Origin of the sequence: Pseudomonas sp. zfem004 (genome assembly GCF_032621715.1) — a bacterium.
In the GTDB taxonomy this organism is placed as follows: domain Bacteria; phylum Pseudomonadota; class Gammaproteobacteria; order Pseudomonadales; family Pseudomonadaceae; genus Aquipseudomonas; species Aquipseudomonas sichuanensis.
In genome coordinates this window covers 1-21,063 of record NZ_JAVYJF010000030.1, presented here as the reverse complement: position 1 = coordinate 21,063, position 21,063 = coordinate 1, and the positions used below count along the sequence as shown (strand labels likewise).

12 protein-coding genes and 5 tRNA genes are annotated in these 21,063 nt (G+C 62.6%); 7 read left to right on the top strand and 10 right to left on the bottom strand.

What is annotated here, in order from left to right; genetic code table 11:
* Positions 1 to 5: 5 nt before the first annotated feature.
* On the bottom strand, positions 6 to 1,820 hold the full coding sequence (locus RTH46_RS23865) for a hypothetical protein (RefSeq protein ID WP_316906795.1): 1,815 nt from the start codon (positions 1,818 to 1,820) through the stop codon (positions 6 to 8).
* Positions 1,821 to 2,002: 182 nt separating this feature from the next.
* On the opposite strand from RTH46_RS23865, the gene RTH46_RS23860 reads away from it, so the two are divergent.
* From RTH46_RS23860 to RTH46_RS23845, 4 genes are all read left to right on the top strand, one after another.
* Complete coding sequence (locus RTH46_RS23860; protein WP_316906794.1) at positions 2,003 to 6,874, top strand: RHS repeat-associated core domain-containing protein; 4,872 nt, start codon at positions 2,003 to 2,005, stop codon at positions 6,872 to 6,874.
* Positions 6,875 to 7,045: 171 nt separating this feature from the next.
* A complete protein-coding gene (locus RTH46_RS23855; protein WP_316906793.1) occupies positions 7,046 to 9,055 on the top strand; it encodes a hypothetical protein in 2,010 nt (669 codons plus the stop codon).
* A 191-nt stretch (positions 9,056 to 9,246) separates the two neighbouring features.
* Positions 9,247 to 11,421 carry an autotransporter outer membrane beta-barrel domain-containing protein gene (locus RTH46_RS23850; RefSeq protein ID WP_316906792.1) on the top strand — a complete coding sequence of 725 codons (2,175 nt, stop codon included), beginning with the start codon at positions 9,247 to 9,249 and terminating at the stop codon, positions 11,419 to 11,421.
* Between the two features lie 65 nt (positions 11,422 to 11,486).
* Positions 11,487 to 13,055, top strand: a complete 1,569-nt coding sequence (locus RTH46_RS23845) for a hypothetical protein (protein ID WP_316906791.1) — start codon at positions 11,487 to 11,489, stop codon at positions 13,053 to 13,055.
* 47 nt (positions 13,056 to 13,102) lie between these two features.
* On the opposite strand, the gene RTH46_RS23840 is transcribed toward RTH46_RS23845, so the two are convergent.
* The 5 genes from RTH46_RS23840 to RTH46_RS23820 all read right to left on the bottom strand — a co-directional run bounded on the left by RTH46_RS23840 (position 13,103) and on the right by RTH46_RS23820 (position 13,662).
* Positions 13,103 to 13,178 (bottom strand) — tRNA-Gly (locus tag RTH46_RS23840).
* Between the two features lie 82 nt (positions 13,179 to 13,260).
* Positions 13,261 to 13,336, bottom strand: a tRNA-Gly gene (locus tag RTH46_RS23835).
* Between the two features lie 4 nt (positions 13,337 to 13,340).
* A tRNA-Glu gene (locus tag RTH46_RS23830) sits at positions 13,341 to 13,416 on the bottom strand.
* A gap of 92 nt (positions 13,417 to 13,508) precedes the next feature.
* Positions 13,509 to 13,584, bottom strand: a tRNA-Gly gene (locus tag RTH46_RS23825).
* A 2-nt stretch (positions 13,585 to 13,586) separates the two neighbouring features.
* Positions 13,587 to 13,662 (bottom strand) — tRNA-Glu (locus tag RTH46_RS23820).
* Positions 13,663 to 14,033: 371 nt separating this feature from the next.
* Here RTH46_RS23820 and RTH46_RS23815 point away from each other — a divergent pair.
* The gene (locus tag RTH46_RS23815) at positions 14,034 to 14,801 is read left to right on the top strand and encodes a hypothetical protein (RefSeq protein WP_153786871.1); all 768 of its coding nucleotides are present in this window, start codon (positions 14,034 to 14,036) and stop codon (positions 14,799 to 14,801) included.
* A gap of 62 nt (positions 14,802 to 14,863) precedes the next feature.
* Here the strand turns inward: RTH46_RS23815 and RTH46_RS23810 are convergent, their stop codons facing one another.
* Positions 14,864 to 15,346, bottom strand: a complete 483-nt coding sequence (locus RTH46_RS23810) for a GAF domain-containing protein (RefSeq protein ID WP_279846097.1) — start codon at positions 15,344 to 15,346, stop codon at positions 14,864 to 14,866.
* Positions 15,347 to 16,234 carry an ATP-binding protein gene (locus RTH46_RS23805; RefSeq protein ID WP_316906790.1) on the bottom strand — a complete coding sequence of 296 codons (888 nt, stop codon included), beginning with the start codon at positions 16,232 to 16,234 and terminating at the stop codon, positions 15,347 to 15,349.
* Between the two features lie 171 nt (positions 16,235 to 16,405).
* Here RTH46_RS23805 and RTH46_RS23800 point away from each other — a divergent pair, with 171 nt between their 5' ends.
* Positions 16,406 to 18,757, top strand: coding sequence for a response regulator (locus RTH46_RS23800; protein ID WP_316906789.1), 2,352 nt, complete (start codon positions 16,406 to 16,408; stop codon positions 18,755 to 18,757).
* Here RTH46_RS23800 and RTH46_RS23795 read toward each other — a convergent pair.
* On the bottom strand, positions 18,747 to 19,235 hold the full coding sequence (locus tag RTH46_RS23795) for a glutathione peroxidase (protein WP_279846094.1): 489 nt from the start codon (positions 19,233 to 19,235) through the stop codon (positions 18,747 to 18,749). The two genes, RTH46_RS23800 and RTH46_RS23795, sit on opposite strands and share 11 nt — an antisense overlap.
* 12 nt (positions 19,236 to 19,247) lie before the next feature.
* Positions 19,248 to 19,643 (bottom strand): peptide-methionine (R)-S-oxide reductase MsrB, encoded by a 396-nt coding sequence (msrB, locus tag RTH46_RS23790; RefSeq protein WP_110996440.1) that lies wholly within the window; start codon positions 19,641 to 19,643, stop codon positions 19,248 to 19,250.
* A 165-nt stretch (positions 19,644 to 19,808) separates the two neighbouring features.
* Between msrB and RTH46_RS23785 the strand changes: the two genes are divergently transcribed.
* Positions 19,809 to 21,020: a pyridoxal phosphate-dependent aminotransferase gene (locus RTH46_RS23785; protein ID WP_153786876.1), complete on the top strand. Its 1,212-nt coding sequence runs from the start codon at positions 19,809 to 19,811 to the stop codon at positions 21,018 to 21,020.
* Positions 21,021 to 21,063: the final 43 nt, after the last annotated feature.

Here is a 21,063-nt window from a genome sequence, read left to right as displayed (position 1 = left end):
TTCTTTCAGTTGACCAATGTGATATCCACCGAGCGGAAGTCCCGCCAGGTTTCGCCGTCATCAAAACTTGCCTGCACCGATACCCTGAACTGCTGGTTCAACTTCAACCCCTGCAAGTACGCCTTGCTTATGAAACCCACGATTTCACTGTCGTAGTACTCGTCCTCGGTCACTTCGGTACCCTGCGGGCGAATTTCGAACCGGACCGTTTTCTCGCTGTGCGGCACGCCCTTGCGGCGTTTGGCTCTGCGCGGCACGCCCTCGGCGTGCATGCCCAGGTATTGCCCTGGGGCCATGAAGGGCCATGAGCCCAGCCGGCAGCGGCACCCCGCGGCCGGTACCTGGGCCAGCGACAGTCGTTGGTTCACGACCCCGTCCAATTGCACCAACGGGTAGCTGGCCGCTTCGTAGTCCGCCACCCGCAAGTCGAACTCGGCCGAGGCCTGGGCTGCCTGGCCGGGCTTGGTCACCGTGTAATACACCCACAACCGGCGGCCGAAGTTGGCGGCCATGGCCGCCCTGGGTACCGAGAAGCGCTTCGTGTAGCCGGGATCCGGCGTGCCGATGACCATGTTGCCAGTACTGCCGTGGCCCTCCCAGTGCACGCGCAGGGTACCGCCATCGATCACCGCGTCATCGGGCACGCTCACCTGCGCCCCTGACTGCAAGTTCTGTGGGTATACCGTGCCCTGGTGCAGCTCGTCGCCGGCCTCGGGTTTGGCATCGCGAATGATCGGCAAGGGCAGGTGCAGGGGCCGTCGCAACGCCACGGTCAGCGCCTGCGAATGGCGCTGCGCGCCATGCCGGGCGAACGCGTAGCTGAAGGTGACCTCCTGCCCGCGGTTGACTTCACTCTGCAGCCAGGCACGGTCCAGGAAGAACGCGATCCGCCCGCTGTCGACCGAACTGGCGTCAGCACGGAAGGTGCGCAGTTCGAGATTGGGCCCCTCGGCGTACAGCAGCAGCGAATCTCCCAGTTCGAGTTCGGGGTAGTTTTCGCCGATCAGCCATACACCGTCTCGGTAGGCATTGTCATCCGGGTCAAGCTGGTCGCCCACAAGCCCTGGAATGCTGGGGGCCGCCAGCAGCGGTGCTGCGGGTGGATCTCTAAAGACGATGGAAAAGCGCTGTTCGGGCGAATAGGTAAGCGTGCCGTTGTCGTACTCGATGCAGTACTGCAGGTAACCAATGCCGAACATGTACGGGTAAACATCGCCGTGGCCCAGGCGCCAAAGCAACGGTTGGCCCACTTCGGCGGCACTTACCACGTGCACCAGCTTGACCTCGCTACCTTCCGAGCCGCTTGCGTCCCAGGGACGCCAGAACAGGGTCAGGCGCTGCCCTACCGCCATGGCCGCGTAGGGTGGGGTAACCGCCAGCACCCCGGCGGGGTTCAGCGCATCCACATCGATGACCAGGTCGTGGGCATCGCGCAACTGCGCAACTTCCGGTTTCCACATCGGCAAGGCTGGCCGGTCGATGAAGAAGTAGCGGCGCAGGGACTCGTCCCCTACAGGCTGCCCAGCCTGGTCGAGGCGCTGGAAGGAATAGAACACTATCCCCCCGCTGAGCGGCGTGAGCACGCTGTTGGGGATGCGGAACATCCAGCGCCCGGCACCGTCCAGCGCATCCACATCGCGCTCGCCGAACAAGTCGCTGACTTCGCCGCTCGCGCCGCGACCCCGCCAGTTGATCAGCACCAGATCGTTCGGTGCGATGTTTTGGTAGGTAATCCAGGTTTCGAGCGGGCCGCCCCCCAGGGCAGCCAGACTGACCGAGTTGGTTCGCGGGTCCAGATGAGCAACGTCCGGCATGTCCATGTAGCACCCCAAGTGGTAATGGGTTATTCAATGGACCGAAGTTATAACGACGTTGGTTCAGGCTGACACCTGACAAAACTGCTAGGTGCCAGTGCGCGTCAAGTTGATTAGTGTTTATCCAACAGGCGGTCCATGCACCGCACACACTGAATATCCATTCACTGCGCAAGTGAGAGGCTCCCATGAGTTCGGAATCTTCCGTGCACTCCAACGCCTTCAACTTCATGAGTTTCATGGAGAGCGGTGTAGACAACCGCACCGGGCAATACACGCTTTCAATCAAACTTCCGGACCTGGGGGCAAACTTTTTCCAGGGCCCGAACTTTGAACTGGCACTGAACTTCAACCCGCTCAACACCATCGATTCGGGATGGGGCAGAGGTTGGAACCTGCAACTGACGCAATACACCGAGCATAACGGCATGCTCACCACCTTTACCGGTGAGTCGTTCAAGGTCAGCGGCGCAGAGGGCACGCGCTTGCACATGCCCGAGCAGAAGCTTGCGCACTTTCATTTGTACACCGAGCCTGCCGGCCCGGGCGGGGCCCGGCGCTATCGCGTGGTGCACCGTTCCGGGCTGGTGGAAATCCTCGAGGTAATGGGCAGCCAGCGGGGGTTGATCGCCCTGCCGGTGGAGGTGTATTCGCCCCAGGGGCACAAGCTGGCGCTGAGCTACACCCCGTTCAACCCCGAGTATGTGATGCTTGCTGCGGTGCGTGACGGGAGTGACCAGATCCTGCTGGAAATCGAGCGCGAAAGCGGCCAGGTGGAGTTTCGCGAGCGCCCCTACCAGGGCCCCGAAGGCGAACCGGTAGCCACCTACAAGATGATCCTGCAGGAAGCGGACAGGCGAGTCACTTCGATCGTCCTGCCAAGCGCCGAACAGGCCAGCTGGCGCTTTGTCTACCGCGACGTGCTGGGCCATGTTTGCCTGGAGCAGGTCACCACACCGACTGGCGCGCGTGAATACCTGCAATACACCGATGGCGGCCACCTGTTCCCCGGCAACAGCCGCCCGCCACTGCCGCGGGTGACCCGCCACACGGTCGAACCGGGCCTGGGCCAGGTAGCGTTCCAGACCAACTACAGCTACCCGAGCGGCAACTTCCTGGGCCATGGCACGACGATCCCCTGGAGCGACGATGGCCTGGACAACCTGTACAAGCACACCGGGAACTACCAGTACCAGACCGTGCAGAGCCTGTGCGATGCCAGCAACCGCGAGTTGAAAAGCATCACCCGCACCTTCAACCGCTTCCACCTGCCGGTGTCGGTCCGCACGGTCCAGAACGGCAGCATCCACGAACTCATGACCACCTACGACCTGAAAGACAACCTGCCTTTCGCGCAGCAGGTGGCCACCCTGCAATTGCCCATCGCGGAGCAGACCCGCTGGAGCAAGGACGGCCACACGCCGCCCAGCCGCCTGGAAACCCTATTGACCCAATACGATAGCCATGGCAACACGGTCTGGCGTAAACAGCCCAACGGCGTGATCGAGCGCAGCATCTGGTTCGAACCGCAGGCAGAAGACGGTTTTCCCGGCGACCCCTACGGTTTCAAGCGCTACCTCAAGAGCAAGACCGTCACCCCATCGCCCGACGGCGAGCAGGGAGCGCCCGAACTGGTGCACACCTATACCTACCGCCAATTGCCCGCGCTGGCCGGCCACACCACCCAGCTGGAGCCTTGGCTCGCCGAACACAGCCAGACCCTGTCGCACCAGGGGCAAACCCTGCAACATACCCTCAACCGTTACGTCGATGCCCCCGGCAGCAGCCTGCTGCATGGCCGGCTGTACCAACAGGTGCGCACGCTGGGCAAGCTACAGACCACCACCCAGTACCATTTCAAGGCCTTGACCGACGAATTGAGTGGGCACCCGGTGCTGGAGACCACCACCGAGCTGCTCGGCTACGACGGCACCGAGCGCTCCAGCGTGCAGCGGCGCTCGCTGCTGCTGGGCGAGACCGTGTTCGAACGCGACGAGAACGGTGTGCACCTGCAGCGCGAGCATGACGCCTTGCGCCGGGTCACCCGCGAGTGGGTGTCGCCAGGCACCGATTACGCCGCGAGCAAGCTGTATACCTACACCCTCTGCGCCAACCACGGTGACATTGCCAGGCAGTGGGTCCGCAACGCCCGCGGGGTCACCACCCTGACCGAGCTGGATGGCCTGGGCCGGATCGTCAAAGAGAGCCGGGACAACATCCACGAGCAGCGCCCCGACACGTTTTTCGAGCTGCTGACGGTAGCCTACGACGCCTTGGGTAACCGCGTGAGCGAAACGCACACCGACTGGCTCAAGGGCACCCGGCTGCTGACCTTGACAACCGGCTACCGGTATGACGATTGGGGCGAGCAGTGCTGCGTGATCGGCCCCGATGGGGTCGAGGAGCACGACGCGCTCGACCCCATCGGGAGCTCGTTCCATGCAGGGCCGGTGCGCCGTAGCTGGCGCGAAGGCGGCACGCTCGATGTACGCACCAGCGCCATCACCCTGCGCGGCAGCAACACGCGAGTCACGCAGCGTGCCAGGGTAAAGAGCGCCAACCGCGAAACCTGGCTCAACCTGTTCGAAAAGCCGGTGAAAGTCAGGCGCCTGAATGCGCTGGGCGACCCCCTTGCCGAACGCACCTACCTGTACGACGGCCTGGGGCGCACGCTCGAGGAAACCGACGAGCGCCGCCACACCACCACATTCAGCTATGACCCCTGGGATCGCATGCTCAGCACCCTGCTGCCGGAGGGCACGCGCCTGAGCAGAACCTACGCCGAACACAGCAGCGAAGACCTGCCCGCCAGCCTGGTGGTGACCCCGGCCAACGTCAACCTGCCAGCCCGCCAGATCGGTGAGCAGTACCACGACGGCCTCGACCGGCTGATTGGCGTCAGCAGTGGCAAACGCGTCGAGTACTTCCAGTTCCGCGAAGGCGAAAGCCAGCCTCGCTGGCACATCACCCCGGCAGGCAAACGCATCGAACTGGATTACAACCTGCAGCTGACCAATGAGCCGATCAGCTACAGCGCCCCGGACGATCCGGCCAGTTTCACCTACGACAAGGTCAGCGCCCGCCTGCAAACCAGCAAGAACCCGCAAGGCACACGCAGCTTCGACTACAACCTGGCCAACCAGCTGGTCGCCGAGCACTGGGATGAACCCGGCGGCAAACGCTGGAGTACGACCCACGAGATTTCGGTGAGCGACCGGCTCATCAACACTTACGAAGCCAATGGCGTCGCCACCCAATACACACACGACTCGTATGGTCGCTTGCAGGTCAAGCACCAGGGGGACGTGCAGGTGCAATTCGCATATGACGAGCTTGGCCGGCTGAAACTGCTGACCAGCACGGACCTGGCCAGCGCCAGCAGCCTTGAAACCCATATCGAATACGACGACCAGGACCGCGAAACAATGCGCACCTGGCGCCAGGCCGGCCAGGCCGAACGCACGCTCGAGCAAAGCTGGGCGCACGACAACCTGCTGCAAGGCCGGCACCTGCGCCAGGCGGGTGTTTCGCTGCTGGAGGAAAGCTTCGAATACGACGGCCGCGCCCGCCTGATCAAGCATGAGTGCAATGGCCCGGAGCTGCCTGTGGATGCACAAGGTCGGCAAATGACCAGCCAGGTATTCGGCTTTGATGCCTACGACAACATCAACATGACCTTCACTACTTTCGCCGCAGAGCCAAGCCGCGAGCTGGCGCTGTTCAGCTATGCCGAAAGCGACCCCTGCCAGCTGATCGGTATCGACTACTCCCCACCGCGCAACGAACCGAACCCCCGGTTCAGCTACGACGCCAACGGCAACCTGACCCGCGACGAGCGCGGCCGTCAGTTGCACTACGACAGCCAGAACCGCCTGCTGGGTATCGACCAGGCCAGCAACAGCTACCGCTACGACGCCGGCGGCCTGCTGGTCGCCAGCGCCAGCGGCACAGGCGCGCAAAACCTGCGCCTGTATGACGGAGCGCAACTGCGCATGGCGGTAAGCAACGGCCTGCAAACGCTGTACTGCCACCATGGCGAGCAGCCCCTGGGGCAGCAGCAAAGCGGCCCTGGCGCGCAGCCGCCGCTACTGCTGCACACCAGCGCCAGCCACAGCGTGGTCGCCGAGAGCCTGGGCACGGCGCTGCGCAGCAGCCGCTACAGCGCCTATGGCGAGCACCACAGCGAACAACCCGTGGATTGCGCGCTGGGCTACAACGGCGAGGCCCTCGACCCGGACAGCGGCTGGTACCTGCTGGGCAATGGCTACCGCGCCTACAACCCGGTGTTGATGCGCTTCCACAGCCCGGATGCGCTCAGCCCGTTCGGCGCGGGTGGGCTGAACTACTACGGGTATTGCCAGGGCAACCCGGTGACCTTCCGCGACCCGACCGGGCATTACAGCGTTGGTTTTAGCGGGACCAGCCAGACACGGGAGGAGTTGGAGCGGACGAGTTCATGGGCGGGACCGCAGGTCAGTCTCGCATCCATAATCGTGCCTATTGTGACTACGGTGATTACCCTCGCGCTTATCGCCATTACAGTGCTTACTGCGGGAACGGCTGCGCCGGCGACTGGGCCTGCGATGGCGGGTGTAATTTCAGCAGGTTCAACCGCAACTGCAGCATCCACCACTACGACTATTGCAGGCGTAGCCGTGTCGGCAGCCACGGCAGCGACCCTCAAGAAGATAGTCTTAGCCAGCCTTATAAGCTCTACCGTGGTGGGGATTGCGAGCTCGACCATGTCCGTTGAGGCCCAGTTGTCAGGCAGTGAGGATAGAATGAAAGTCGCGGAATACCTCAACTACACGGCACTAATCTTAGCCCTGCCCGCAATGGTCATATCCCCCTTAACTTCAGTAAAAGCAATTACCCCTGCAACTTCTGCAAAAGCATTCACCCCGCTCGTCACTAGATCTGGATCATCTGCATCACTGCTCGACAAAGCCTATGCCATACAGAATGACATTTCCATGAATAGCAGCTTCCGCATGCCTAAAGCTTTATCACGTCAAGCCACCAGAGTGCGGACTGGCGCAGCAATAGATCTACGATCGTGAAATATTGAAATTCACAACCTAAACACCCAAGCCAGTTCATCACCAACCTGAAACAACCAATTACAGATACCATCGGAAATTTAACACCGCCAAGAGATCGATAACCAACCACATCATTACCGGAGCAACTTGTTCAACACGATGTAGTTAACTGTTCACCTGGAGAAACCCATGAGCAAATCAAGTGCTACTTCCAAGAAACGCAACCGCGCCGAACAAGTCCGCCAACAAATCAACAAACTGAAGTTCATCCGACAACTCGGCATCCGCATGTCCGTCGGCGCCCCCGAAGTACCCGTCATCATCGACCAGAGCGACGGCACCTTGCCTCACCAGGCCCTGGACAACGACCTGCTGATCATGATTCCGCCCTGGACATTCCTGCCCGATAATCCGGCCTACGGTTTCGAAACACTGCAGCTGCAATATTCATTGACCGGTGTTGAGCCGAGTTTCGTGGATATCGGCCCGCTGGAACGCCTGGATGCCCCGATACTGCCCGAGCAGTTTCCTCACTATATGGCATTCCCTCAGGCACAACTGCCTCGCGACGGCAGGCTGTGGATCCGCTACCGCCACGTGAACTACGCCGACCAGCCGAGCACCTCCAGCAGCATCGCGCTGATCTGCGACAGCACGCCCCCTTGGGGCAGCAGCGAACCCCCTCTGGCCGAATTGCCACCTGACCCCATCAACGAAACCTACCTGGGGCAGCATCCCGATGGCGTCGAAGTGACCCTGCCCATCTACCCGGCCCCGCAAGGGGGCGATTTCTTCCAGCTCTACTACCTGGAGAAACTGCCCGAAGACCTGGGTGATTTCGGCCAGTCCGCCGCCTCCGGAGCCATCGCTCCCGACCGCAAGACCAGCATCCCGACAGAACTGATCCGCCGCCTCGGCGATGGCCATCACCTGGTGGTCTATCTGTTGTACGACAAGGCCGGCAACCGTAGCCGAATCTCCCTGCCGGCCTACCTTGACGTGGTACTTGGCGAAGAGCCCGCAGCCCTGCTGCCTCCAGAAGTCCCCCTGGCAAGGGACGACAACATCATCGACTTCAAGGATGCGCAACAGGGGGTTTACCTGGAGATCCCCGAGTACCAGCACCACAAGAGCACGGATTTGATACGGGCCAAATGGGGCAGCCAGACCCTGCCTAATGTACCGGTGGGCACGCAGCCATTTCCGCTTGTCATGAAGGTGGACAAGGACGTTCTGCATGCAGCGTTCGGCAACTCCCCCGTACCTGTATCTACCAAAGTCGAATACAGCGTGATGCGCGGCCAGACGGCCTACGGACCGCAGGAGATCATTATCGACGTTGACTTCACCATTGCCGGCCCACCTCGCCCCGACCCGGACCCGGACTGGCCAAATCCGATCAACCCGGCTTTGTTGAGCCCCAGCGTGCGCAGCGCTTCGGGGCTGGACAACCATCTGGTCAGAGCCGACAACGGCCAACCTGCGCAACTGACGTTCGAACTCTACACAGGTGCGCAGACTGGGCAAGTAGTGGATTTCTACTGGGGCCGCAGGCTGGTGGAGAGCGCTCGGCACACCATCGACATGGGTACTCCAGGTGCGAGCAGGACGGTGTCCATCCCGTGGGCAGATATCGAAGCCGCAGGCAACCACGCAGCCCCTGGCCTGGAGGTCTATTACACCGTACGCGCCGCCGAGGATGCACTCAACGAGCAGCAATCGAACCCGCGCCTGGTCATCGTCGAAGCCATCGACATGACCCCTGGCATCCCGACATTCGAGGGGCTCAGCGAGAACGGGTGGCTGAACTGCAACTCACTGTGGGAGCCCGACAACGACCAGCCGGCGTTCAGGGTCAAGATCCCTGCTTGCAGCCACCTCAAAGTGCAGCCTGGCGCGCAGATCACGCTGGAATGGGTAGCCTTCGATGCCATCGTGGCTGGCAATCCGATTCCCAATCTGGGAGACCCGGAAACCATCACCCTGGACGAAACCATGATCAACGAGGGGTTCACCTGGCGCATTGAGCCCTATGCGACCCGCATCAAGCCGATCTTCGACGTTGCCCCCCTGGCTGCGCGGGGCGAGGTGCGCTACTCGATAGCCTTGCTCCAGGACCCGTCGCCCTGGGCACGCAACAGGCTCAGCCTTTCCAACAATGAAACGGGCGGCCATTGCCTGGCGCTCATCAGAAAATGAACGCAATGCAGCGGCGGTCAGCTCGAGGGCCGTCGCTGCCTACTGCGCAACGTAAGACTTAGCACTAGCACGAATAAGGTAATTCCTACACCAAAAGCTCATTTCGATATTTACCCTACGGCGCTCACTGATCCGTAGCTCGCAAAGAAGAGAAGGGTCCTACAGACACAGTAATTTCGATGAGAAACACCATGCCAAGCAACGTGCGCCACTCCCTCGCCCTACCCCGCCTGAACCGGCTCGCCCTGCTCAGCCCCCTGCTGTTCGCCACCTCGGCCTGGGCCCAGACCAACATCATCGTCGACACCCTGATTGACGCCAGCACGGCACTGGACAGCTACCGTGTCGTCGGCCCCGCCACCCTGACCGGCAACGGCGCCGCCACCCTGCAGATTTCGGCGGAAGCAGGCTCGAGCGTGGTCCTGTCCGACAGCCAGGTCAACGCACAACCCAATGCCACCGGCTTGTCCTTGATCGGCGCCAGCGCCATCCTGCAGCGCACCAGCGTCACCAGTGATGCACGCGGCCTGGGCCTGAACTCGGGCGCCAGCGCCCTGATCATCGACAGCACCATCGAGGGCGGCGATCAGGGTGCCCTGATCAACGCAAGCCAAGCCACGCTGCAAGGCAGCGAATTGCGTGGCACCAAGGCCAACAGCGCAGGAGCGCAGCTGTTCAGCGGCACCCTGGTCGCCACCCAGGGAAGCGTCATCAGTGGTGGCGCCAACGGTGTACGCGTTCGTGAAAACCAAGGCCCCGACGGCTCCCGGCTGGTCATCGACAACAGCCTGGTAGAGGGGCGCAGCGGTTCGGCCATCCTGGTGGGTGGGCTGGGTACGCCGGCGTCAGCCAGTATCGAAGTGCTCAATGGCTCAACCCTGAGCGGGGGCAATGGCGTATTGCTGGAGGTCAGCGGCAACAGCTCGGCCGACCTGCGGGTCAACGACAGCCAACTGGTGGGCGATATCGTCGCCGCAGCCGGCGGTACGGCCAACGTGCTGCTGGAAAATGGCGCCACGCTCAAAGGGCGCCTGAAGAACGTTGCCAGCCTCGGGCTCGACAGCGGCGCCGAATGGACCATGGTCGAAGACAGCCAGGTCGGCGACCTGACCCTGAACGACGGTGCGGTGCGCTTCGGCGGGCCTGGTGAGTTCTTCACCCTGTCGGTGGACAACCTCGCAGGCAACGGCACCTTCATCATGGAGGCCAATTTCGCTGCCGGGCAGGCGGACCACCTCGAAATCACCGGCACGGCCACCGGTAGCCACGGCCTGCTGATCAGCAGCAGCGGCAGCGATCCACTGAATGACACCAGCCTGCATGTGGTTCATGCCGCCGCAGGCGATGCGCAGTTCTCGCTGGTCGGCGGCCCGGTGGACCTGGGCGCCTACGCCTATGACCTGGTACAACGCGGGCCCAACGACTGGTTCCTGGACGCCAGCACCCGCACCCTCAGTTCCGGCACGCAGACAGTGATGGCGCTCGGCAACGTGACACCTACCATCTGGTACGGCGAGCTGGCCACCCTGCGCAGCCGCATGGGCGAAGTACGCCGCAACCCCCAGCAGAGCGGCGGCTGGGTACGCACCTACGCCAACCGCCACGATATCTCGGCCACCACCGGCGCTGCGTACCAGCAACAGCAGCATGGCCTGTCGATCGGTGCCGATACGCCCTTGGCCATCGGCGATGGCAACTGGCTGATGGGCGTCACGGCGGGATACAGCACCTCCGACCTGAGCCTGGTACGCGGCTCGTCGGCCACGGTCGACAGCTATCACGCCGGCGCCTACGCCACCTGGCTCGACCCCGACAGCGGCTACTACCTCGATGCAGTCGCACGGTTCAATCGCTTCCGGCACAAGGCCGACGTACACCTGAGTGACGGCCGCAAGGCCAAGGGCGACTACGCCAACCTGGGTGCCGGGGTATCCGTGGAAATCGGCCGGCAATTGGCACTGGCCGACGACTGGTTCCTCGAACCCTTCGCTCAGCTCTCGGGCCTTGTGGTCGAGGGCAAGGCCTACACGCTGGACAACGGCATGCGCGCCGAAAGCGAGGCCACCCGCTCGCTGCTTGCCAAGGCTGGCGCCACCGTCGGGCGCACCATCAAGGCCGGTGAAAACCACAGCATTCAACCCTACCTGCGAGTGGCGGCCGTGCATGAATTCGTCAATGACAATCAGGTCAAGGTCAACTCGAACCGCTTCAACAATGACTTGTCAGGCTCGCGCGGCGAAGTCGGGGTCGGCGTGGCGGTTGCCTGGGCCGAGAAGTGGCAGGCCCATGCCGATTTCGACTACAGCAACGGCCGCAAGATAGAACAGCCCTGGGGCGTCAACTTCGGGGTGCGTTACAACTGGTGATTTCAACCAAAGGAAGGCCGAGCGGCCTTCCTTTTTTTTGTCAGTTCAGCCCCCGGAGAACGCTCATGGCGAGCAAACAACGTACAACCCGAACACAGCGCGAACGCCCGAACAGGCATATGGACAGCCCGATAGGCCTGGTCCCCCCCAGCATCCCGGACCTGGTGCCAGACATAGAGGGCCAGATACCTAATGTGGTGTCGTTCCGAGCAACTTTCCTGCCGCTACGCGTCGAGTTTGCGATGTGGCCATTCTCTATGCCCAGCGAGGACACCCCCGAATATGTCTTCCTCTACCGCAAGCAGGAACTGCTTGCGCAGAAGGTCTGGACCCAACCCGTCAAGCCCGACGAACTGTTCGTCCTGATCCCCCCTCATTACCTGTACGAGGGGTATCACGAGTTGCACTACGTAGTCAGGGCATTCAACGATACCGAGGCACCTTCACTCCCGCTGACCTTGTATGTCGACAAGACGCCTCCTTTGCTCAACCTGGATGACGATCGACTGCAATTCCCCGACGAAGTCATTCGTGACGGTGTCACCGAAATGTACCTGGAGTACAACAACGACAAACTCATGGGCACCGTCCCGCCCTATCTCGGCGCCGAGCCGGGCGATACCCTCAAGTGGTTCTGGAGCGATGACCCGGCCGGGCAGGACATCGTCGGGATCAAGGTGCTGGGCAAAGATGATGTCGAACTGCTGGATGCAAAGCGCATGCGACAGATCGCACGCCGACACGTCAAGGTCAAGGACATGCAGTTTCACAGCATCAGCAAACCCATTGAGCTTGAGTTTCCGGGTAGCGCCATACGCCGATTGGGCAAGGGCAGCCGCTTCTCCCGTTATGAAGTGCAAGACCGGGCAGGCACGACCGTGCAACGCTCGCTGGCACGCACACTGATGTCGGACCCGTCGCCAGAGGCACGTGCGTTCGCCCCTCCACGCATCAAGCAGGCACAGGGCAGCGAGCACTTCAGTACGTTGCTGCCACGCGATGCGACCGGCGGGGTGACACTGGTGATTCCCGACAGCGCAGTCATCCGGCCGGACGAGCACTTTCATGTCTACTGGGGTACACCCGCAACCCCAGGCGCGTTCGACACCAGCACCCCGGTGGAGCCCGGCTCACGCGAATACCCGATTCCCAAAAGGAGCATCGCGCCCTACATGCGCCAGCAAGTTCCGGTGTATTACGAGATCATCAGAAACGGGCAAAAAGTGGACGAGTCAGGCAAGCACTACGTGACAGTGAGGGTGATCGAAGGCCTTCCGTACGTGCAATGCGTCAATATCCAATCCGCCGAGTTGAACCTGCGAAACCTGACAGGGAACGCCATGTTCACCCTCGACGACTGGCCGTTTCGTGACACCTCGCAGTACGTCAACGCCTGGATCGACGGTATCGAGAGGGCCGATGTGTCCAATTCGATACGCTTGAGCATCGCCGACCAGGTGCCGGTGACCACTGAAGCAGGCAGGATGCAGCTGGGTTCTGTCACCCCCGCAGAGCTGCAGAAACTGGCGCTCAACTATCAGTTCCGAGTGTCGGTGGAAGTGTCGTTCGACAACAAGGCCAGTTGGTTGAAGTTCCCGAGCATCGAGGCCGTGCTGGTGGACCGTGCGCCTTGATACAAGCAAAAAAAAACGCCACTCCGAAGAGTGGCGTTTTTCATGTTTGGAGCGGGAAACGAGACTCGAACTCGCGACCCCGACCTTGGCAAGGTCGTGCTCTACCAACTGAGCTATTCCCGCAAAGTGAAGCTATACCGCATTTGGCGTGAAGCGCTATGAAGACCTTCACCACCTGCACCGTACAAGACGACGCCGTTGAAACTGGAGCGGGAAACGAGACTCGAACTCGCGACCCCGACCTTGGCAAGGTCGTGCTCTACCAACTGAGCTATTCCCGCAATATGGCGTCCCCTAGGGGACTCGAACCCCTGTTACCGCCGTGAAAGGGCGGTGTCCTAGGCCACTAGACGAAGGGGACTAAGCCGACGCTTTGCAGCGCACCAGAACAGCAACCTCGCGACTGCGCCTGGATTTTCTTTTCCTGCCCTGCCTAAACAGTGCCGGAGAAACTGGAGCGGGAAACGAGACTCGAACTCGCGACCCCGACCTTGGCAAGGTCGTGCTCTACCAACTGAGCTATTCCCGCATTGGCGTCCCCTAGGGGACTCGAACCCCTGTTACCGCCGTGAAAGGGCGGTGTCCTAGGCCACTAGACGAAGGGGACACAGCTACATCTTCACTCCCTGCCGCGTTCCGCTGCGTGCTTTACGCTGCAAGTGGCGCGCATTCTATGGATGCCATGGAAAGCCGTCAACCCCTTTGTAGAAATTTATTTAAATCAATGACTTCCCGCTTTCCTATAAGGTGCTGACAGGTGCGCCCAGGGATTGGCGTTGATTTTCTGACGGTAGCCCGGCAAGCTCATGGCAATGCGCCAGCATCTGGAGAAATCCAGACTGCGGCCGACATATAGCAGTAGCTGCGGTCGACGGCGAACGGCACGACCCAACGCTGTCCGCCAGGCTGCACTGTTCGCTTTTCAGCGAACTCACTACACTCTCGACAGATGCAAAACTTCTTCATGAGGCGTTTACGGTGACACCACTTCTGATCACCCTGCTTATCGTTGCGGGTATCGCATTGCTGATCGTGATCGGCTACCTCAACAACGTGGTCGAGAACAACAAGCTCGAACGTGCTCGGCTCAAGGTGGAACTGGCCGACCGCCTGCGCCGCTGCGGTGAAATCACCGAAACTTTCCCCGGCCAGTTCATGACCCCGGCGCTCAAGCTGCTTCTGACCCGCCTGGAACTCAACCTCAACCAGCGCCAACTGGCCCTGGACAAGCACAGCGCCGAGCTCAAGGCGCGCATCGCCGAACTTGAAGGCCTGATCGCCCAGGGCGACAAGATCCCGGTCGGCAACCCGCCCTCGCCTATCCACACCGAGGTCAAGGCCAAGGACGTGCGCTTTTTGCTGGAGCTGCTGCACAACCAGATCGTGCGCGCTACCCAGGAAGGCTTCCTGGCCACCAACGAAGGCAAGTACTGGGTCAAGGAGATCCGCCACATCCTGGTGCTGCTGCATATCGAGTTCTTCAACAACCTGGGCCAGCAGGCGCTGCAGCAGAACCAGCCGGGCCAGGCGCGGCTGGCCTTCGAGCGTGGCGTGCAGTACCTGCGCAAGCAGCCCGAACCTAAACAGTATGAAGAGCAGCTCACCTATATGGAGAAGCTGCTGAACCGGGCGAACGCCCAGGTACTGGACCAGATGGAGCCGGCAGCGGACGACCAGAACGCACTGACCGAAGGCCTGAAGACCGACGAGGACGAGACCTGGAAGAAGCGGGTCATCTACGACTGATCCAACCCTGCAAGGGGGACAGCACAAAGACAAAGGGGCCCTCGCAGGCCCCTTTGTTCATTTCAGCAATCGGTCAATTCCAGGAAGATCGCCGCCAGGCGCTCCAGCCCGGCCTGGTCGGCCTCGCTGAAACGCCCAAGCTTAGGGCTGTCCAGGTCAAGCACCCCGATCAATCGCCCGTCCTTGAGCAACGGGATCACCAGCTCGCTGTTCGACGCGCTGTCGCAGGCGATATGCCCGGGGAAGGCATGCACATCCTCGACCCGCTGGGTCTGCCGGGTGGCCGCCGCCGCGCCACACACGCCCTTGCCGAACGCAATACGCACGCACGCCACCTGGCCCTGGAACGGCCCGAGCACCAACTGCTCGTTGCGGTTGAGGTAAAAACCGGCCCAGTTCAGGTCATCCACCTGGTTGTACAGGAAGGCCGAGAACTGCGCGGCGTTGGCGATGAAGTCACGCTCGTCGGCGAACAGCGCCTGCACTTGCGCGGCCAGCAGGGCGTAGCCGTCGAGGCCTTGGCCACTGGCGTTGAGGTCGATCATTTATTTCTGCTCCAGCAATTGCAGCCCGACCCAGTAGCGGGCGAACTGATAGGCACAACGGCCATTACGATTGCCGCGGCCGGTGGCCCAGCGCACGGCGAGAATATCCAGTGCTTCGGTACGTTCCCAGCGCAGCCCGGCCGGGCGCGCCAACTGGCCGATCCAGTGTTCGACCACATCGAGGAAGTGCTCCTGGCTGAACGGGTAGAACGACAGCCACAGGCCGAAACGGTCGGACAAGGCAATCTTGTCTTCCACCGCTTCGTTGGGGTGCAACTCGCCGTCGACCATCTTCCAGTTTTCGTTGTCGCTCTGTTTTTCCGGCACCAGGTGGCGGCGGTTGGAGGTGGCGTACAGCAGCACGTTGTCCGGGGCCTGCTCCAGCGAGCCGTCGAGCACGCTCTTGAGCACCCGGTAGTCGCCCTCCCCGGCTTCGAACGAGAGGTCGTCGCAGAACAGGATGAAGCGCTGTTCGAGCTTTTGCAGTTGCTCCACCACCCGCGGCAGGTCGGCCAGGTGGTCGCGCTCGATTTCGATCAGGCGCAGGCCATGGCCTGCGTGTTCGGCCAAAAGCGCACGCACCAGCGACGACTTGCCGGTGCCGCGCGAGCCCCACAGCAAGGCGTGGTTGGCCGGCATGCCGTTGATGAACTGGTGGGTGTTGCGGCCCAACTGGTCGCGCTGCTGATCGACGCCGATCAGGTCGGACAGGCGGATGTCGAGGCTGACCTCAAGCGGCATCAGGTAGCCGCTGCGGCCATCGCGCTGCCAGCGGGCGGCGAGGGTTTGCGACCAGTCGATGTCCGGGCGTGGGGCGGGCAGCAAGGGTTCGAGGCGCGCGAGGACGGATTCGGCGCGGTCGAGAAAAGCGGTAAGGCGGGCGTCCATGATGGCTCCTGAAAGCAGGCAATGAGAGCGTCGGACCGCCATCGCGGGGCAACCCCGCTCCCACGCCGTGATTGAGCAGGCGCTCTCGAGCACGTGGGAGCGGGCTTGCCCCGCGATGGCGGTCAAGGCTGAATGTTTGACAGACCCGCCAGCAGCCAGGGCTGATCGGCTATGCTTGCGCAGCGCACGGAGCACATCACCGGCTTGGGACCCATGGATATCAAGTTCACCAATCGCCTGTCATACAAGCAAGCCCGGTTGACAGTCCTGGTCGGCTTCATCCTGGGAACATTGCTCAGTCTCATCCAGATCGGCATCGATTATGCCAGCGAAGACGCGTCCATCAACCGTGAAATTCAGGCGCTGCTGAAGATCAGCCACGACACCGCCTCACGGATTGCCTACAACATCGACACCGAACTGGCCCAGGAACTCACTGGCGGCCTGCTCAAATCCCCGGCGCTGCTACGCGCCCGCCTGATCGACAACAACGACACGGTACTGGCCGATACCGAGCGCCCCAGGCTGGAAAGCCGCTACCGACCGCTGTCGGACTTCCTGTTCGGCGAGCAGCGCCAGTTCCAGGACCGCCTGTACCTGGCCCACATGCCCGGCGAGTACCTGGGTACCCTGTACCTGGACGTCGACACCTTTGCCTTCGGCGGGCGCTTCCTCGACCGCGCCGGGGTTACCCTGCTCAACGGTTTCGCCCGCAGTCTGGTGCTCACCGGCATCCTCCTGGCGCTGTTCTACCTGATGCTGACCAAACCGCTGGTCACGGTGATCAGCGCCCTGAGCGGCGGCGATGCGCGCACGCCGCGGCAAACCCGGGTGGACTGCCCCAAGGGCCATGAAAACGACGAGATCGGCGTGCTGGTCAAGGTCGCCAACCAGCAGTTCGTCAGCATGGCCACAGAGATCCAGCAGCGGCGCAACGCCGAGAACCGCCTGACGCAGTACCTCAACGAACTGGAAGACATCGTCTCGGCCCGCACCAACGAGCTCAAGGCCAGCAACAACCGCCTGAGCCAGTCCAACCAGGAGCTCGACGAAGCACGTCAGCGTGCCCTGGGCATGGCCCAGGCGCGCGCGGCCTTCCTGGCCAACATGAGCCACGAGATCCGCACACCGCTCAACGGCATGCTCGGCATGATCGCCCTGGCCCTGGACAGCCCGCTGGCCGGCGAGCAACGCCAGCAGCTGTCGATCGCCCACGACTCGGGCAAGGTGCTGGTGGAACTGCTCAACGACATACTCGATCTGTCCAAGTTCGACGCCGGCCAGCTTGAGCTCGAACGCATCCCCTTCGACCTTGGGGCCATGCTCGAAGACACCGCCAACCTGCTGTCGCAGAACGCCGCGGCCAGCGTCGAGCTGACGTGCCTGATCAGCGCAAACTTCCCCAGCAGCGTGCTCGGCGACCCCACCCGGGTCAGGCAGATCGTCAGCAACCTGCTGTCCAACGCGCTCAAGTTCACCCGCTTCGGGCGCGTCGACCTGCGCCTGTCGAGCATCGTCGGCGGCGTGCGCCTGGAGGTCAGCGACACCGGCATCGGCATCCCCGAGGAGGCCCAGGCACGTATCTTCCAGCCCTTCACCCAGGCTGGCGCGGGCATCACCCGCCAGTACGGCGGCACCGGCCTGGGCCTGACCCTGACCCACAACCTGTGCAAGGCCATGCAAGGCCGCCTGCACATCCAGTCCGAAACCGGCTTTGGCAGCCGCTTCAGCGCCGACCTGCCGCTACCCGCCCACACCGAGGCGATCCCGCCGCTGCCACTGGCCGGGCGTGTGGTGGCCCTGACCCATGCCGGCAGCGGTCTGGCCGAGCTGCTGCAGGGGCTGCTGCCGGGCTGGGGGCTGGACTATGCGCGGATCGACGCGGCCAGTGAGCTGAGCGGGGCCGTCGACCTGCTGATCACCGATGACCTGGACCCGGTACTGGCGCTGCGTCCAAGCATCCAGGCGCCGATCCTGCTGGTGACCGCCTACGGCAGCTTCCTGCCCAGCGAGCAGGCCACGCAACTGGCACCCCTGCAACAACTGGCCCGTCCCCTGGCGCGCAACGCCCTCTACCACACCCTGCGCCGCACCCTGCAGGGCGAGGCCAACGCGCCCTTGCCCCATGAGGTGTCGATGGCACAGGAGCGGCGGGCGCGCATCCTGCTGGTCGAGGACAACCCGGTGAACCAGCTGGTGGCCAAAGGCATGCTGGGCAAGCTCGGCTGCCAGGTGCAAGTCGCCGCCCAGGGCGCCGAAGCCCTGGAGTTCCTCGAGCAGGAAACCTTCGACCTGGTGCTGATGGACTGCAACATGCCGGTGATGGACGGCTACGAAGCCAGCCGGCGCATACGCCAGAGCGGACGCTGGCCGGAACTGCCCATCGTCGCCCTGACCGCCAATGCCATGCCCGAGGAGCGCGAGCGCTGCCGCGCCGCCGGCATGAACGACTACCTGGCCAAGCCGTTCCGCCGCGAAGAGTTACTGGCGCTGATCGATCACTGGGTGCCGATCAGCGCTTGAGCAAACGCTCGATGTCGGCCTCCAGGGCCTGGGGCTTGGTGGTCGGCGCGTAGCGAGTGACCTTGCCGGTGGCCGGGTCGAGCAGAAACTTGGTGAAATTCCACTTGATCTTCTGCGAGCCCAACAGGCCCGGGGCACGCTGCTTGAGCGCGGCGAACAGCGGGTGGGCGCCGGGGCCGTTGACCTCGACCTTGCGAAACAGCGGGAAGCTCACACCGAAATTGACCTCGCAGAACTGCGCGATCTCGCGGGCATCACCCGGTTCCTGCTTGCCGAACTGGTTGCAGGGGAAGCCCAGCACCACCAGGCCTTGCTCGCGGTAGTCCTGCCACAGGCGCTCCAGGCCCTTGTATTGCGGGGTGAAACCGCACTGGCTGGCGGTGTTGACCACCAGCAGCGCTTTGCCGGCGAAATCGCCCAGCACTTTCTGCTCGCCACCGAGGGTGACGCAGGGGATGTCCAGCAGTGCATCGGCCATGCGTTTGCTCCTTCAATCGCGGGGTTTGAGGTCCAGGCACACCGAGTTGATGCAGTAACGCAGGCCAGTCGGTGGCGGGCCGTCGGGGAACACGTGGCCCAAGTGGGCGTCGCATTGCGCACAGGTGACTTCGGTGCGGATCATGCCGTGGGAGGTGTCGCGGATCTCGATCATCGCGGCCTCTTCGATTGGCTGGTAAAAGCTCGGCCAGCCGCAGCCGGAGTCGAACTTGGCCTTGGCGTCGAACAGCGCCAGGTCGCAGCAGATGCAGTGGTAGATGCCGTCGCGCCGCTCGCTGTTGTACTTGCCGCTGAACGGCCGCTCGGTGCCTTTGAGGCGGCACACCTGGTACTGGGCGGGGTCGAGCATGGCGCGCCACTCGTCCAGTGTCTTGTCGATCTTTTGCATGAAGGGACCTCGGCAGGCTGAATTTCACCTCGCACCGTCTTTATTTATGGCGCGGGTGGAACGTATATTAGTTGGCTTTCCAAGCCAGCCAGTCTGGCATGCGCCTCGCCCTTTTCAAACCTTTCACCGGCGGCGCGCCGCGCCTTGTCCAATCAGGATCCCATCATGCAGTTCAGCAAATCGAACAAGCTCGCCAATGTCTGCTACGACATTCGCGGCCCGGTGCTCAAGCACGCCAAACGCCTGGAAGAGGAAGGCCACCGCATCCTCAAGCTGAACATCGGCAACCCGGCGCCGTTTGGCTTCGAGGCGCCGGACGAAATCCTCCAGGACGTGATCCGCAATTTGCCCACCGCCCAGGGCTACAGCGACTCCAAAGGCCTGTTCAGCGCGCGCAAGGCGGTGATGCAGTACTGCCAGCAGAAGCAGATCGAAGGCGTCGGCATCGAGGACATCTACCTCGGCAACGGCGTATCCGAGCTGATCGTGATGTCGATGCAGGCACTGCTCAACAACGGCGACGAAGTGCTGATCCCGGCCCCCGACTACCCGCTGTGGACTGCCGCGGTGAGCCTGGCCGGCGGCAAGCCGGTGCATTACCTGTGCGACGAGCAGGCCGACTGGTTCCCTGACCTCGAAGACATCAAGGCCAAGATCACCCCGAACACCAAGGCCCTGGTGATCATCAACCCGAACAACCCCACCGGCGCCGTGTACTCCAAGGAGCTGCTGCTGGGCATGCTGGAGCTGGCGCGCCAGCACAACCTGGTGGTGTTCTCCGACGAGATCTACGACAAGATCCTCTACGACGAGGCCGTGCACATCAGCACCGCATCGCTGGCCCCGGACCTGCTGTGCCTGACCTTCAACGGCCTGTCCAAGTCGTACCGCGTGGCAGGCTTCCGTTCCGGCTGGCTGATCATCTCGGGCCCCAAGCAACATGCCCAGAGCTATATCGAAGGCATCGACATGCTGGCCAACATGCGCCTGTGCGCCAACGTGCCGGCCCAGCACGCCATCCAGACCGCCCTGGGCGGCTACCAGAGCATCAACGACCTGGTACTGCCGCCTGGCCGCCTGCTGGAGCAGCGCAACCGCACCTATGAACTGCTCAACGAGATCCCCGGCGTGAGCTGCGTCAAGCCCATGGGCGCGCTGTATGCGTTCCCGCGCATCGACCCCAAGGTGTGCCCGATCTTCAACGACGAGAAGTTCGCCCTCGACCTGCTGCTCTCGGAGAAGCTGCTGATCGTCCAGGGCACGGCGTTCAACTGGCCGTGGCCGGACCACTTCCGCGTCGTCACCCTGCCACGGGTGGATGACCTGGAGCAGGCCATTGGCCGCATCGGCAACTTCCTGCGCACCTATTCGCAGTAATGCCATCGCGGGGCAAGCCCGCTCCCACGTATCGTGGGAGCGG

Coding starts and splice junctions, on each gene's coding strand:
- RTH46_RS23865 (WP_316906795.1), bottom strand. CDS start 1,820: ATGGACATGCCGGACGTTGCTCATCTGGACCCGCGAACCAACTCGGTC.
- RTH46_RS23860 (WP_316906794.1), top strand. CDS start 2,003: ATGAGTTCGGAATCTTCCGTGCACTCCAACGCCTTCAACTTCATGAGT.
- RTH46_RS23855 (WP_316906793.1), top strand. CDS start 7,046: ATGAGCAAATCAAGTGCTACTTCCAAGAAACGCAACCGCGCCGAACAA.
- RTH46_RS23850 (WP_316906792.1), top strand. CDS start 9,247: ATGCCAAGCAACGTGCGCCACTCCCTCGCCCTACCCCGCCTGAACCGG.
- RTH46_RS23845 (WP_316906791.1), top strand. CDS start 11,487: ATGGCGAGCAAACAACGTACAACCCGAACACAGCGCGAACGCCCGAAC.
- RTH46_RS23810 (WP_279846097.1), bottom strand. CDS start 15,346: ATGATCGACCTCAACGCCAGTGGCCAAGGCCTCGACGGCTACGCCCTG.
- RTH46_RS23805 (WP_316906790.1), bottom strand. CDS start 16,234: ATGGACGCCCGCCTTACCGCTTTTCTCGACCGCGCCGAATCCGTCCTC.
- RTH46_RS23800 (WP_316906789.1), top strand. CDS start 16,406: ATGCTTGCGCAGCGCACGGAGCACATCACCGGCTTGGGACCCATGGAT.
- RTH46_RS23795 (WP_279846094.1), bottom strand. CDS start 19,235: ATGGCCGATGCACTGCTGGACATCCCCTGCGTCACCCTCGGTGGCGAG.
- msrB (WP_110996440.1), bottom strand. CDS start 19,643: ATGCAAAAGATCGACAAGACACTGGACGAGTGGCGCGCCATGCTCGAC.
- RTH46_RS23785 (WP_153786876.1), top strand. CDS start 19,809: ATGCAGTTCAGCAAATCGAACAAGCTCGCCAATGTCTGCTACGACATT.